Origin of the sequence: Nitrosomonas sp. (genome assembly GCF_019752415.1) — a bacterium.
GTDB lineage: Bacteria > Pseudomonadota > Gammaproteobacteria > Burkholderiales > Nitrosomonadaceae > Nitrosomonas.
Genome location: NZ_JAIEME010000055.1, coordinates 1 through 15,614, shown reverse-complemented (window position 1 = coordinate 15,614; position 15,614 = coordinate 1). Strand labels below are relative to the sequence as shown.

Annotated in this window: 9 protein-coding genes and 1 pseudogene; 3 read left to right on the top strand and 7 right to left on the bottom strand. The window is 47.4% G+C overall.

Going from position 1 to position 15,614, the window contains the following annotated elements; all coding sequences use genetic code 11:
• Positions 1 to 1,206: 1,206 nt before the first annotated feature.
• A complete protein-coding gene (locus tag K2P83_RS09615) occupies positions 1,207 to 3,738 on the top strand; it encodes a hypothetical protein (RefSeq protein WP_292928646.1) in 2,532 nt (843 codons plus the stop codon).
• A gap of 289 nt (positions 3,739 to 4,027) precedes the next feature.
• Here the strand turns inward: K2P83_RS09615 and parC are convergent, their stop codons facing one another.
• Positions 4,028 to 6,415, bottom strand: coding sequence for a DNA topoisomerase IV subunit A (parC, locus tag K2P83_RS09610; RefSeq protein WP_292928644.1), 2,388 nt, complete (start codon positions 6,413 to 6,415; stop codon positions 4,028 to 4,030).
• 6 nt (positions 6,416 to 6,421) lie between these two features.
• Complete coding sequence (locus K2P83_RS09605; RefSeq protein ID WP_292928642.1) at positions 6,422 to 8,380, bottom strand: DNA topoisomerase IV subunit B; 1,959 nt, start codon at positions 8,378 to 8,380, stop codon at positions 6,422 to 6,424.
• 387 nt (positions 8,381 to 8,767) lie between these two features.
• Between K2P83_RS09605 and K2P83_RS09600 the strand changes: the two genes are divergently transcribed.
• Together K2P83_RS09600 and K2P83_RS09595 are read left to right on the top strand one after the other, a co-directional pair.
• Positions 8,768 to 8,947: a hypothetical protein gene (locus K2P83_RS09600; protein ID WP_292928640.1), complete on the top strand. Its 180-nt coding sequence runs from the start codon at positions 8,768 to 8,770 to the stop codon at positions 8,945 to 8,947.
• Between the two features lie 601 nt (positions 8,948 to 9,548).
• Entirely contained in the window at positions 9,549 to 10,307 is a 759-nt protein-coding gene (locus K2P83_RS09595) for an endonuclease/exonuclease/phosphatase family protein (protein ID WP_292928638.1), read from the top strand.
• 74 nt (positions 10,308 to 10,381) lie between these two features.
• Here the strand turns inward: K2P83_RS09595 and K2P83_RS09590 are convergent.
• The 5 genes and pseudogenes from K2P83_RS09590 to K2P83_RS09570 all read right to left on the bottom strand — a co-directional run.
• Positions 10,382 to 10,631, bottom strand: a pseudogene (locus K2P83_RS09590) (DDE-type integrase/transposase/recombinase); the annotation flags it as partial.
• 403 nt (positions 10,632 to 11,034) lie between these two features.
• Positions 11,035 to 11,757, bottom strand: a complete 723-nt coding sequence (locus K2P83_RS09585; protein WP_292928636.1) for a Crp/Fnr family transcriptional regulator — start codon at positions 11,755 to 11,757, stop codon at positions 11,035 to 11,037.
• 24 nt (positions 11,758 to 11,781) lie between these two features.
• Entirely contained in the window at positions 11,782 to 12,606 is an 825-nt protein-coding gene (locus K2P83_RS09580) for a response regulator (protein ID WP_292928634.1), read from the bottom strand.
• Positions 12,596 to 14,725, bottom strand: a complete 2,130-nt coding sequence (locus K2P83_RS09575; RefSeq protein WP_292928632.1) for a PAS domain S-box protein — start codon at positions 14,723 to 14,725, stop codon at positions 12,596 to 12,598. The genes K2P83_RS09580 and K2P83_RS09575 overlap by 11 nt, the downstream gene beginning before the upstream one ends.
• Positions 14,726 to 15,131: 406 nt before the next feature.
• Positions 15,132 to 15,296 (bottom strand): hypothetical protein, encoded by a 165-nt coding sequence (locus K2P83_RS09570; RefSeq protein WP_292928630.1) that lies wholly within the window; start codon positions 15,294 to 15,296, stop codon positions 15,132 to 15,134.
• Between the last annotated feature and the right edge of the window lie 318 nt (positions 15,297 to 15,614).

Below are 15,614 nucleotides of genomic sequence, written 5' to 3'. Positions count from 1 at the left end.
CCTATTGCCAGTACATTTGTACTATGCAGCGTGATAAATCATTTGAATTCTCTACAGTAAATGAGTGTGGCAAACTGTGCAGGTATAGGCTCTCGCAGTGTTAATCAGAAAGTGCAATGATCAAAAATAAGAAGTGGCGTTTGAGTTAAATCTGGTATCTAGAGAATCTAGCAGTATTCTTCTTTTGATTCCCTATCAGGTCGATAGGATTTTGATGTACTTCAGGTCAGTAATGTTCGGGAATTTAATCAAGATCAACGATGCAGAACTCGATGAAATGGTAAAGAGGTCTCCTGGAACTGTCCAACCTAAGAGTAGAATTAAGCTCTGATATGGATAGTTAATCAAGCTCAGGCAGCCTGATAAATTGCTTGATAATAAACCTCATTGTATCAATTACCCCTCCCGTAGCACCCTTGGTCATCAATCCATGTGATTGAGAAGCTGTTCATTGATAGAAGCTAGCAAACCAGCTAGTCGGTCGTCGTTGGTTACCAGCCGATTACAGAACCGACACAAAGTGGTTTCGTCCGGTATCTGATACCGACAAAGACAAACCAAAAAATTTTATAAAATCAATCCGCACATACAGCGCTTGCTCCAATGGTCTTCTTTTAACCACCTCTATAAGATCTCTGCATAACCGGTTATCTTGCCGTGTAAAATTTGTAATCATTTGATTTATGAATGTTATAAGCGAATAGAAAAGTCCATAAACACAGTTATGCAGCGGTCTTTCTATTTTAGTTGACTATTGCACTGGCAGGAGAGGTTGTGCAGGAGTCTTACCCTTGATTTCAAATCGGCACCAAAATATTTTCTCGGTAATCCTCGTCAATACTCTGGGTTCTATCGTTTCAACAGCTGATTTAACCGGACACTACTGATGGTCTATAACTTTAAATGAATGTATGCAACGACAATGAGCTAGAAAAACCCAAAAAATCTTTGTTCAGATGAAAATTGAACCAAAAATAGCGGCAAGGAATGTATGGCTTCACATTCAGGAGTACTGAAAAAATTTCAATGACTATTTCATTATCTGAGGTAGTACGCCGGAATCGGAGAATTGGCTAAGTTTTCTGCTTGTCTTCGAAGCTTTATCATTTTTTTTATTAATTAATATAGCTTGCCTCAAATAAATTTTCTTATCGCTAACTGAGCTTCTCTTGGTTACTTTAATTTCCATTCTCCGCGAGGTTTACTGTGAAAAACTTTGTCTTGATTAGTTGTATTTTTTTAATGATTCTCTTGACGGCACAGAGCTCTCTTGCACAAAAACATATTTATCTTGCACCTGATGATCACACTGATTATATGTGGAGTGGGGATGAAGTCGAATATGAAAATGCTTTTTTGACAATGACCGATTTTTATCTCAACCAGATAGATGCAACCAAAGGAAATATTTCGCACCATCAAGCCCGTTGGAATGCTGATGGTAGCTTTTGGATGTGGGTTTATCAGAAAAATCGCTCCCCCACTCAGTTTCAAAGATTAATTAGCCGGATCAAGAGTGGTCACTTCAGCATGCCGTTAAATGCACTCGTGTTATCCAATGGCGGCACACCCGCAGAGGCTGTTTTGCGCGGGATGTATTATCCAGGCCGGATTCAACGTGCCTATAATGTTGATTTTCCAATTGCCATTGCAATGGAAAATCAAACCCTGCCGTATGGCCTATCATCGCTTTGGGCAGGATCGGGCGCAAAATATTCGTGGAAAGGTGTTTGCAACTGCGCTTCACACGTCCCCCACTTGAGCAATCGCGATCGTGAAATTTATTATATGGGTGGACGCGATGACAGTCGTGTCTTGATGAAATGGAATTCAGTTTTCCTCAATCATAGCCTAATTGGCGGATATGCCGAAGGCCGCGATCCTTATGCAGCAATCGATTTTGTAGAAAATGATCTTGCCTTTAATTCAAGCTACCCTTTTCCAATTATCGGTATCTTCGGGAAAGGTGAAGATGACTTAAAAACCCTTGATAGCGTGTTTGTTACTGCCGCAAAAAATCTAACGAATGCCAATCGTAAGGTCATCGTATCTAATCAATTGGATTTCTTTGATCATTTTGAAACCAATCACGGTGCAGACTTGGAAACCTTTGCAGCCAGCTATGGCAATGAATGGGAACTCTATTCCGCATCTATGTCTGAAGTTTCAGCGCGGGTCAAGCGTGCAATCGAGAAGCTTCGTAGCGCGGATGCGTTAGCGACACTCGTTTCACTACAAGATCCTACCTTCATGGACAGTCGAATTGAATCACGCAATAAAGCAATGCTCAATTTCGGTTTGTATTATGAGCATAATTGGACTGCCGATGGACGTGTTACACGCAATGCCCGGGCAGAATGGCAACGTAAGATAGAAAGAGAAATTTCTTCGTACGTCAACACGCTCTATAAAGATGCAAAAGAACAGCTCGGCACAATGATTACCAAAAGTGGAGCCAATCAAAAATTCTATGTATTCAACAGCATGAGCTGGGAACGTACCGATTATGCGGATTTTCCCATTCTCAATAAGAACTTGGTGCATGTGGTTAATACTTCCACTGGAGAAGAAGTTCCTCATCAATATATATCGATTAGCGGAAAAAATCACATCAGGATTCTGGCAAAGAATATACCCTCGGTTGGTTACCAAGTATTTGAAATCATAAATGGCGCAGGAACTTCCTTTCCAAATGCAGCAACTGTCACCGGAAATATCATTGAAAATGATTTTTACCGAATCACCGTTTCCAATACAGGCGCCATCACGAGTTTGATTGACAAGAAACGCGGCAATCGTCAATTTGTGCGCACAATTGATGGCAAAACAGTCAACGACCTAGGCGGCATTGGAGGAAGCCTTGCAATCGAAAGTATTGGTCCGGTCAGCGTTACCTTACGCGCCACATCCCTGAATCCACACTCCCATACCACGCGTATCACGCTGATTCGTGATTCAAACCGCATTGAGATTCGTAATAGCATCACGCAAAATTTCAGCGATATAATGACATGGAATTATTCCTTTAACATTAACTCACCGGATATCTGGCATGAAGAAGTGGGAGCAGTCATTCGCGCCAAACTTCTGCCAGATGGCGGGCATTATTCACCCAGAAATGCGCGCTATGATTGGTTGACAATCAACCATTTTGCCGATGTATCCGGAGGCGGTGTAGGTGTTACGCTATCAAACGCCGATACGTATTTCATGAAACTGGGCGACAGTACACATACTGTGTTTGATACCGCTACACCACAAATCAATATCCTGGCTGGCGGACAAGTCGATGGCCCTACTCTGGGAATTCCCAATCAAGGCGGCGATTCGTGGTTTCTGCAACGATTCGCATTGCAAACACACGATGCATTTAATCAAACATCGGCGATGAAATTTTCGCTCGAACACCAAAACACACTTGTGACCGGCACAGTAACGGGAACAAATCCGGCGTACAACGAAAATAAATACTCATTCCTAACGATTTCAGATCCGGACGTTCTGCTGTGGGCTCTGAAACCAGCCGAAGATGGCATTAATCAGGGGGTGATCACACGGGTGTGGAATCAAGCCAATGCAGCAAAAAATTATACGTTGTCACTCGATCCCGGTATTTTATCGGGTAAGAAAACAACACACATCGAAACCGACATTGCTAATGCCAGCATTGTGGCCGGAAAGTTGGCAGCATTACTCACAGCGAATCAAATACAAACGCACCGCCTGTTGCCTAATTAACGGTGAGCGACAACCATTTCGAATCGCGTTATGGAGATGCATATGTTTTTGTTTTGCTCAATATTTAATGCTAAGGCCCAAGTAAAAAAAGACTGGTATCTTAATCAGCGTTTCTTTGATTCCACTGATCTAGCAAGCCGTTGAAAAATGTTTTCGAGACAGCCGATGCAAGGCAAAAACAGGCGAGAAAGCGCAGTTTATGCGTGATAAATGAGCATTTTGAGCCTGTTTTTAACACCGTAGCGGCAACGCAGATAGTTTTTCAACAACCTGCTAAATCAAATTCAGCTCAAAACACCTCAATCTTCTCCGGCTTGAACTTAACCGGCGCCAGCATTCCCTTGCGCGCCCGGTGTAGCACAAACGGTTGCAGTTCTTCCCAATTCAGTACCCTTTGCAATGATTTATTGCCGGCACCCGTTCCCTTAACCTGAAGCGATGACCCTTCCGGCAGCACCGCGGTGGCAATCAGCGATTCGCCATCATTCAGTCCGAGAATGATAACGCCCTTTCCGCCCGATAATTCCTTCATTTCGCTGATCGGGAATAACAACAGTTTGCCGTTGCTGCCCAGTGCCGCAATCAGATTGCCATTAGCGATATTCATCGGTTGCAGCAAAATGTCCGCTTTGCTCAGCGTCATGAAAGCCTTACCGGCTTTCTGGCGGGACACCAGGTCTTTGAGCGTGGCAATAAAGCCATATCCACCGGACGAGCTGAACAGATATTGGGTATCCGGCGCTGCGGCGCACATCACTGCCGCTTTCACCTTGGGGGGGATGTCCAACAAGGAAGCCAACGGCACACCGTCGCTGCGGCCACCAGGAATGTCCGTCGAGGACAAACTGTAGGCTCGACCCCCGCTGTCCAGCACCACAACCGGATAAGCTGTGCGTGTTTGCGCAATCGCCAGTAACTGATCACCATCCTTAAACGACAGTGTGCTCATATCCACTTCATGGCCTGTGCGCTGACGTATCCAGCCGTTCTTAGACAGAATGACTGTACAGGGTTCATCCGGCACGGATACCGTCTTGGCGATCACGCGCTCCGCTGCTTCGATCAATGTGCGGCGGTCGTCGCCATATTTCTTCACGTCCGCTTCAATCTCTCCGATGATCATGTCGCGCATGGCCGTTTCATTGCTCAGAACAAACTTCAGTCCTTCTTCTTCCGTTTTCAGTTCGTTCATTTCTTTCTCGATGCGGATGGCTTCGAGACGGGCCAACTGACGCAACCGAATTTCCAGAATGTCGTCTGCCTGAATTTCAGTAATCCCAAATTGCGACATCAAATCAGCTTTGGGGTCATCCGCTTCACGAATGACTTTGATGACTTCGTCAATATTCAGCAGTACCACCATTCGGCCTTCCAGGATGTGTAGGCGTTTTTGCACCTGATCCAGCCTGGTCCGGCTACGGCGGGTGACCGTGGTGGTACGGAATTGCGTCCACTCGGTCAGTAACTCCAGAATGTTCTTCTGGTTCGGTCTGCCATCCAAACCGATGGCGACCATATTGGCGGGTACTGTTGATTCCAGACTGGTATGTGCGAGCAACAGGGCAATGAATTGCTCTTGTGGCATGCGCGAGGAGCGTGGCTCCAGAACGATACGTACGGATGCATCTTTCCCGGATTCGTCGCGCACAGTTTCCAGCGCGTCGAGGAACAGTTGCTTCATCTGCTTCTGCTCGGTCGTCAATTCTTTCTTGCCTGTTTTTATCTGCGGATCGGCGTATTCCCCAATTTCTTCCAGTACTTTTTTTACGGAAACACCTGGCGGCAATTCATGCACCACCATACGCCACTGGCCACGCGCTTGTTGCTCTAGAGTCCAACGGACACGCACACGGAAAATGCCCCGGCCTGTGGCATATGCTTCGCGTATATCCTTAGTACTGGAAATCAATTGACCGCCACCTGGAAAATCCGGTCCCTGGATGTGCTGCAATACGTCATCAACACTGACAGCCGGATTGTGCATCAGCGCAATCGCTGCATTGCCCACTTCACGCATGTTGTGCGGCAAGCATTCCGTCGCCATGCCGACCGCGATGCCGGATGCACCATTCAACAAAAGCATCGGGAGGCGTGCGGGCAAATCCACTGGTTCCTGTTCTGAGCCGTCGTAATTTGGACGGAAATCCACGGTCCCCGCATCCACTTCGGACAGCAGCAATTCAGCATATTTAGTCAGTCTGACTTCGGTATACCGCATGGCTGCCGGGGAATCGCCATCACGCGAGCCGAAATTTCCCTGGCCATCGACCAAGGGATAGCGCAACACAAAATCCTGCGCCATGCGCACCATCGCTTCATAGGAAGCCGAATCGCCATGCGGATGATACTTACCAATCACATCACCGACTACGCGCGCGGATTTGACCGGCTTTGATCCTTGAATCAGACCCAGGCGATGCATCGCATAGAGAATGCGGCGCTGCACCGGCTTCTCGCCATCGGATACGGAGGGCAGTGCTCGTCCCTTGACCACGCTAATGGCGTAGCGCAGATATACCTGGTGCGTGTATTCAGCCAGATCAATGCTGCCATCGTCGTTATCACTTCCGCCCGGAGAAGACTCGGGCGGTACGGGCGGCGGCAGTTTGGTTTCCTGCGGCGTCACTTGCGTCGGCAAGGAGGAATCCGGCGCGTCAAATAGATCCAAATTTTTCATTCTTCGTTAAATATCCGCTTCCACTTCGTTACCATGTATCGTAATCAATTCCTTGCGTTCGCTAGCATGTGACTTACCCATCAGGGTATCAAAGGTTCCCACTGTCTGTGCCACATCACCCAGGCCAACCCGCACCAGCCTGCGCGTGTCCGGGCATAAAGTGGTTTCCCAAAGCTGAACCGCATCCATTTCCCCCAGACCTTTGAACCGCGAAATGGTCCAGCTACCTTCCTTGATACCTTCCTGACGCAGGCGCGCTTCCAATATATCCAATTCCACTTGATCCAAAGCGTACAGCTTGCGTGGCGGCTTGTTTTTACCTTGTGCCGGAACATCCACGCGAAACAACGGGGGTTTGGCAATATACACGTGCCCGTGTTGAATAATCTTGGGAAAATGCCGGAAAAATAAAGTGAGCAACAGCGCTTGGATATGGCTGCCATCATCATCGGCATCGGACAGGATGATGATTTTGCCATAGCGCAAGGCACTCATGTCTACCTCGCTATCCAGCTTGTGCGGATCAATCGCCAGCGACACGGCAATATTATGGATTTCCTGGTTAGCCAGAATCTGCGATTGATCGACTTCCCAACTGTTCATACCTTTGCCGCGTAACGGCAGCACTGCCTGAGTCTCTTTGTCGCGTCCCGCCTTGGCCGATCCACCGGCGGAATCACCTTCCACCAAAAACAGCTCAGCGTTGAGGCCGGTCAGTTCTGAATCGGTGAGCTTGCCTGGCATCACCGCCACGCCGGAGCCTTTTCTACGTTCCACTGTTTTAGCGGTTTTGCCGCGATCAATGGCGTTTTTGATGGCCTGCTCGGCAATCTTCGTCGCTTCCGCTACGTGCTCGTTCAGCCACAAATCGAGCGTATCTTTCATGGCAGCGGCAACCAACTTAATCGCCTCGCGCGAGGACAATTTTTCTTTGGTTTGGCCAGAAAAGCTCGGATCCACCATTTTGAGTGCCAACACAAAGCGTAGCTTGGCCCATACATCCTCGGCCGTCAGTTTTACGTTGCGCTGCATCAGTCCATGCTGCTCTGCGAAGGTCCGCACACTGTTAAACACGACATCCCGCAAACCGGCTTCGTGGGTGCCGCCTCCCAAGGTCGGAATCAGATTCACATAGGATTCGCCACCGCCGGAGCCAACAACCCACGCCAGCGCCCATTGCACGCCTTCACCGTCCGAGAAGGTCTCATTCGCAGCCAAATACTTTTCCCCACAGAATGCCGGTGCAACCGGTTCATCTTCAGCAATCATCTGATCCAGATACTGCGCGATTCCTCCCTCAAAATGCCATTCCTTAACATCAAAACCCGCGATGGTCTCACTGTTGAGTAACACTTTAACGCCCGGCAGCAGCATTGCTTTGGCGCGTAGCAAGTGCTCCAACTCTCCACGATGCAGTGATGGGGAGTCGAAATACTTCGCATTTGGCCAGATGCGCAGTGCCGTGCCGGTGCTACGCACACCGCAAGTGCCGATCACCGTTAAAGGCTCGATGACTTCGCCGTCGGCAAAAACGATGCGGTGTTGCTTGCCTTCGCGTTTGACTTCCACTTCCAAACGGGTGGAAAGCGCGTTGGTCACTGAAACGCCGACGCCATGCAAGCCGCCGGTGAATTTATAGCTGCTGTCTGCATCACCTTTTGCAAACTTACCGCCGGAATGAATCACCTGGAACACAACCTGTATAGTTGGAATATTCTCTTCCGGATGCAGACCGACCGGAATGCCGCGCCCATCATCTGCGACGGCGACTGAACCGTCACGATAAAGCGTCACTTCGATATTCTTGGCATACCCTGCCATCGCCTCATCAACCGCATTATCGATGGCCTCCACCACCATGTGCGTCGGATCCGTGGTACGTGTGTACATACCCGGTCGCAACTGGATAGGTTCCAGCTTGCGTAAAACCCGAATCGAAGATTCGTCGTAAGTTTGTTTTGTCATGATTATCAGTTGGTTTACGCGGCTTCCATTTTGATACCTTCCTCTCTAATCCACAAACTAATTGCGCCAACAGAAGGGCTAGAACATATCATGTTTTAGCAAAGTTTCGTAGTTGAGCTGTTTCTGATTGAATGGACAGATGGGAAAATCATCGGTTTATACAGCAAATTGACTTCGAAGGTAAAACTAATATGTACTCTGAACTGCTACACCTGAGATCCTACATCCTAAATTCCTCTGTTAGGTTACTCTAACGGCCAAAGAGGATGGAGGGAAGCTGAGGAACTGTGAATTTTTAGGTCTGGTCGCAATAATTTTGTTAATGAAATAGCGTGCAAGTACGCTCCAACGATCAGCTTTGTTCAACTGAAGTGCATTTGCCAGAACATGAGCAATACCCTTTCGTATATTGGCGATTATCGACTTAATATAATATTCGACTGCGTGAGTCAGAGTGAGCAGCAATCGGAATTGACCGGCATACTGGATCAGGCGGGCAATGACCACATCACCCGCCTATATTTTTCCGGAAATACCAAGCGACTTATCAAAACCATACCAGTGTGACTCTTATGAATATATGCGCTCATCTATTTATTCTACGCCGCAGGCGGTGGGGAATATAACCTGAAGAGATTTAATCAGTTAGTTATACTTTTTGAGTAAGCTCTAACTATAGCTCGCGCTTAGAAGATCGAGTAAAGAAGAAAACTGGCGAGGCTTTGCTGGGTTAGAGGCGTTTTGCTTTGACGACCGGACTTGATCAATGTTGATCATGGCGTATATCCACAACCAATAGCATGAGGATTAGGGTGAACGCTACGACCAAATGAAATGGACGATTAGCAGCCTTTGAGCTCATGGTTTAGGATGCTTTGAGGCGCCCATCCGATAAGGATCAACCCTCGTCTAAGTTAATGTCACTGATTTGATTTTTCATCTCTTACTTCTCTCAAATCATTCTATCTCCAGAAAAACTGGGACGACTCAGCATCGCATTTGCTATTATACTTGACAAAATTGCTACACGAATTGGACAGTCATTATGTAGACAGTAATAAGTCCTCTCTAATAAATTTGCTCCGCGCGCCCTGCACCTATCCCCGCGGCAAGACCACGGGGAATCGCAAGTTTACTTTATACGTGTCACTTAAATTCAGGAATCGGTATGTCTAGGGCAACACTTAAAGTTTTAACCTATAACATCCACAAGGGTTTTAGTGCGACTAATCTTCGATTTGTCCTTCATGAAATAAAAAACTTATTGCGTCATGTCGATGCCGATGTGATTTTTCTACAAGAAATACACGGTGAATGCAATGTTTCCGATAATCGATTTGATGATTGGCCCAACAATCGGCAATTTGAATTTCTTGCAGATCAAGTTTGGCATCATTATGCATATGGCAAGAATGTTATTTATAAATCGGGGCATCACGGTAACGCGATCTTAAGTAAATATCCCTTAATTGAATGGGAGAATATTAATGTTTCTATATTGCGATCAGCCAGTCGTAGTCTTTTACATGGGACAGTACAAGTTCCTGGAATTCATCAGAAAATTCATATCATCTGTGTACATTTAGGATTGTTCGGACATGAAAGAGAGCGTCAACTTTTAACGCTAGCAAAACGCATCAACTCCCATGTTCCCTCCAGTGAACCACTGATTATCGCCGGAGATTTCAATGATTGGCGTGGCCGAGCTGAACACTATCTAAACAGGGACCTAGGCGTTGAAGAAGTTTTTAAAATGACCCATGGCGCCTATGCGCGCACCTTTCCTGCTTGGTTGCCTGTATTATCAATGGATCGCATTTATTACCGCGGATTCAGTGTTATCAGCTGTAATAATCATCTCAACAGCATACCATGTAGAAGATTATCAGATCATATTCCGTTGTTCGCGGAATTTAAGTTAATTTAAAATATGGCGGAATAAATTTGCGCAGCGCACCCTAACCTGATCAAGTAAAACCGGACATCTCAGTTAAGCAACTTTCATCGTTTTGCTGCTTCAGCTTCATATTGGTTCGGGTTTTTGTAATCCAGGTATGAATGCAGTCTTGGGTTGTTATAAAACACGGCGATATACTGCGACCCGCGAGTCCTGCTGCGCGATTAGGCCAGGCGGTGGCCGACGCAACCAGATAGCCATTCGCAATGCATCACAGACCAGTGTTGCTTTCATCCGGAAGCTCATGCTCCAACCAACCACTTTTCTAGAAAATAAGTCTATTACGATTGCTAGATCAGCCAGCCTTCCTGTGCTAGGCATTTAGCGCCTGTTTCATTCGACGACTGCCATAGGTATAATCGCATGATTTTGCAATATTCCTCACAACATCAAGTAGTTGCCTGCGGATCAGATCATCCGGGCAATTGTGACAGCGTTGTTCATAGTCATAGTACGCACAGTAACTGACACCCAATAGCCGACACATTAGGCCGACCGGGTAGATTTTTTTCTTTCCTGATTAGAAAGATTCCTCAGCCTGCCGAAGCCAACGTTCCGGGCAAGGTCCGATAGTAGCTGCAGCGACGAACAAGCCTAGAGGGAGCGCTTCAAGATGAAACGCCACCCAGGCTGGTTTTGCGGTTGCCAAAGCCCGTTTTTAAATAGAAAAAATCGGGTTTGGCTGAAGAATCTTTCGTCAGGTGCGGTATTGCACATCACACAGTAGACGATCAAATTCTTTCTTGACTACACCGTAGCACTCGCAAACGGAGGCTTCTAGTCCGGAACGATCGAGTACTGTAATGTGACCGCGGCGGTAGTGAATATTGCCCGCGCGTTGCAAATTTCCGGCTGCCTCGGTAATGCCTTCGCGGCGTACGCCAAGCATAATGGCGATTTGCTCCTGCGTAATGACGAGTTCTTGAGAGGGTACGCGATCGAGTGTCAACAATAGCCAGCGGCACAACCGTTGTTCTATCGAATGGTGCCGATTGCAGGCCGCTGTCAGGCTCATCTGTGTCATGAGTGCCTGGGTGTAGCGCAATAACAAGCTTTGCATCAATCCGGCGCGGTTGAATTCTTGTTTGAGTAAGCTGCTTTCGAGGCGGTAAGCGTGACCGGCAGTTTGCACCATGGCCGAACTGGGTGTGGTATCGCCACCCATGAAGAGTGCAATACCGACGACACCTTCATTGCCAACTCCTGCGGTTTCGGCGGACGCGCCAGACTCCGTGACATAGTGCAACGAGACGATGGCAGTGGTGGGAAAATAGGCGTGCCATAATTGTTCGTCAGGTTCATAAAGATACTTCCCGAGCGGCATTGCAACCAATTCCAAGTGCGCCGCAATGCGTTCGAAGTCGGCTGTGGGAAGCGCAGCGAGGAGATGATTTTGATTGGGGCTATGGGATAAGAGCATGGCAGAATGTCCGAAATAGGCATACTATTTCTTGGATGTGATCTCTAATCCGATACCGCGGTAACCGATGTAGCCGCAAAACCGGTTGAACATGGGTTCCCCGCTGACGCGAAACTTTTGGTGCGAGCCATCGTCATTAATACGGCTAAATTCGAAATCCAAAAAGGGTTGCCGTGCGGCAATCTTTGCCTGTAATTCTGCATGCTCCGCTGCATTCCATCCGGATAGCTTATCGTTACTTGATTCTCCCGCCAAAGAGTCGACTCGAACGCCGAGCATTTCCAAAACCGGACCGGAGACTTTGGTAAAGTTACCGCTCTCGTCTTGCTCCCAATACCAATCGGAAGCTAATTCGGTAAGACTGCGATAGCGCGCTTCGCTTTCGCGTAGTTCGGCCGTGCGTTCCTGAACAGTCTGCTCCAGTAATTGATTGTGTTGATGAAGTAGTTTATAGAGCAATCGTACTTCGAGTATGTTATGGATGCGCGTCTTTACTTCCACCAGGTCAAACGGTTTGCTGATAAAATCCTTGGCCCCAGCTTGCAACGCACGCAACTTGTGACCAGGCTGCGCCGTTAGCACGATCACAGGAAGATAGGCATCCGACTCGTTGGTCTTTAAGCCTTCCATCACCTGAAATCCATCCATACTGGGCATCTGCAAGTCGAGTAGAATGAGGTCATAACCGGTCTTACGATGACGTGCGCAAACTTCCTGCGGATTCATGGTTGATTCCACTTGCGTGTAACCAGCGTCGCTCAGTAACTGCTCAAGCATACTGACATTGGGTGCTTGATCATCCACAATAAGGATGCTGGCGTTAAGAATGCCGGAGGTACTAACTATCATTTTTTTCCCTATTTGTGCCGGCTGATTGCGTCTCGGACAATTGTAGTGCTGCTTCCAGGGTATCGAGAAATTCGTTTAGCTTGATGGGTTTTGTGAGGTAACGAAAGAATCCGACTTCCAGGCTTTTTACGATGTCTCGCGGCATAGCGTTGGCACTGAGCGCGATAACCGGTATATGAGCTGTCGTTGGATCTTTGCGCAGAATTTTCAGTGCATGGATCCCGCTAATGCCAGGCAGATTGATGTCCATGAGGATCACATCCGGCAGCGAAGCGCGCGCAATTTCGATACCACGGAGGCCATCTTGAGCGCTCAGCAAGTGGATATCAGCCCGGCGTTCGAGCAGGTTTTCTACTAACAGCAGATTGGCAGGATTGTCCTCGACATAGAGTAAGGTACGTAAAGGCGTATCAGCTGAAATCTTTGCCGGACCGATAGCCATCTTAGATTTATCGTCATCTAGAGCCATATGTGGCGCATTTGTCCGATTTAATTCGATCCAGAACACACTGCCTTTCCCGACAGTGCTTTCCGCTCCAATTGCACCGCCCATTAATTCTACCAACCGTTTGCTGACTACCAGACCAATGCCCGTGCCTTCCTCTGTGCCGGTCTCTCGCCCAAGCCGGTTGAAGGGTTGGAACAGTTGTGAGAGATTTTCCACGCTCAAGCCTTCTCCAGTATCAGTAATGCTAATGCGGATACGTTCTGCAGTACTTGTGCTGTAGCTCACCACCACCGTGCCACCTGCCCTATTATATTTGATCGAATTAGAAAGCAGATTGATGAGAATTTGTTTTACTCTTGTCCGATCCGCCTTGACAAAGTAGGTGCCATCGAACTGAGGAAATGTCAGGGGGATGCCGCTTTTTTGTGCTTGCGGCTCGATCATGGCTTGGCAATCGCTCATTACTTCGTTTAGCGACATGGGTTCCAGTGACAACAATAGCTTGCCGGATTCGATCAATGCGAGATCGAGGATTTCGTTGATCAAATCCAGCAAATACCAGCCTGCCAAGAGAATTTGGTCAATATTGCTCTTCTGGCGCGGAGTGAGCGGCGGTGAACCTGATTCGATCAACTGGGCGAAGCCGAGGATTGCATTAAGCGGAGAGCGTAACTCATGGCTCATGCTGGACAAGAAATCTGATTTCGCTAGGTTGGCTTTTTCTGCAAGAGACTTGGCACTTTCGAGCTTGATATTCGTTTCAAGCAGTGCCTGATCAAGTAGCTTGCGTTCTGTGATATCGCGCGCTGCAGCGAACACACCTTGCAGTGTGCGGTCACGGTCGTGAAAAGTCGTTGCGTTATAAGACACAACCGTTTCTTTGCCGTCTCTGGCGTGTGCAGTTAGCTCATAATTGGTAACCCGATTTTCAGCCAGCACCCGTTTGATGCCAGCCTCCGCTTGTTCCGGATCGGTAAAGTAATTTTTGAACGGTGCGCCAATCAGCTCGTCCCGCGTGCAGCCAGTGAGTGCCTCCATTTGCTTGTTGACATCCGAAATCATGCCGGACGGATCGGTGGCTATCAGTGCATCAATATTGGATTCGATCAGAGAGCGTGTGTAGAACTGCTGGTCGCGCAAACGCTGATCGAGTTTCTTCTGCTCCGCTTCGGCTTGTTTCCGCAGTGTATTGTCAGTACCAATCAGCAGAAAACCGATAATTTCGTCCTGAGCGTCGCGAAGTGCCGTGACGGAAACTACTGCTGGGAATCGGCTGTCATCCTTGCGGATAAAGGTAAGTTCGTAAATATCTTCGATACCCCGGGAGGCTTTGAACACGAGTGCCTCAAAGCCCGGAGTGATTAGTGTGGAGAGCTCTATGCTTAAGGCCTTGGCACGTGAAAAGAGTTCTTTAGGATCAGAAATATCTGCTAACGTGATTTTGTCTACCACTTCTGCGGCTGTATAACCCAGCATGCGTTCTGCGCCAACATTAAAAATCTGAATCACACCTTTGGCGTCAGTCGCGATACTTGAAAAATTGGCGCTATTGAAAATGGCGTTTTGCAACGCTCTTGTTCTAAGCAAAGTCTCCTGACGCCGCATTTCAGTAGCACCGTCTGCTTTGGCTTCACCATCAAGGGCGATTATATTGATTTCTGTTTTAAACAAAGCCAGTCTCCGTATAAAACGTACAACTGCACGCGTTCAGATCTTGTGTATTAGAATAAAAATGAATGCAGGAAAATCGTTAAGAAGTGCATTTTTTGAATTACTGTCAATGACACCTAACATAGCCTAGCTTGGCCGCATCGGTGCTGGTGGATTAACACTTAGGAATGCGGCGACATGCTATCCACTACACGCCAAAAAGGTTTTTATATCTTCTGTATGGCTATGTCTGTGCGGTACCGAACATAGGCAAGCTTATAGGGAAAATAAATACTTTTTATCAAAGATTTTAGTAGAAAGTGGAGTAACTAATGCACTGAGCTGAATGGGAAGCAAAAGGATCAGGCATGCTTGACTCTGAATGTTCAGTAAATGATCTCAATATTTTCAGTTTTGAACTACGCGATTAACGATTGCAGCAAGTCATCATGCCGATTAACCCGCCAGTCATTCCCCAACACTCAAGCTCGCCACTGGCAAAATCATTGTGATAGATGACAGCGACCGGGCAAACTGGGTGATTATGGTTGCCGGATAATCCGGGTTTCTGGGTTTGATTGGAGAAGGGCACTAGTAAAGTTTTGAGGCGGGAAACTTGGTTGAGTGTCGTGGAATCGCAGTGAATCCTGATTTGTTTGGCGAATCAGGAACGTACTACGGCGAAATCATAATTTAGGTTAATAAATTTGCTCCGCGCGCCCTGCACCTATCCCCGTGGCAAAACCACGGAGAATCTTAAATTCAATATCATCGGTTATATATAGCTTTTTAGTAAGCTCTCCATAGGGTAAAACAAACAGCATAAATCTAATCATCAATCACTGCCTGCCCTGGAAACAACACATCCGTAAATCCAAAAAAACGAAAATCCCTGATCCGCATCGGATAA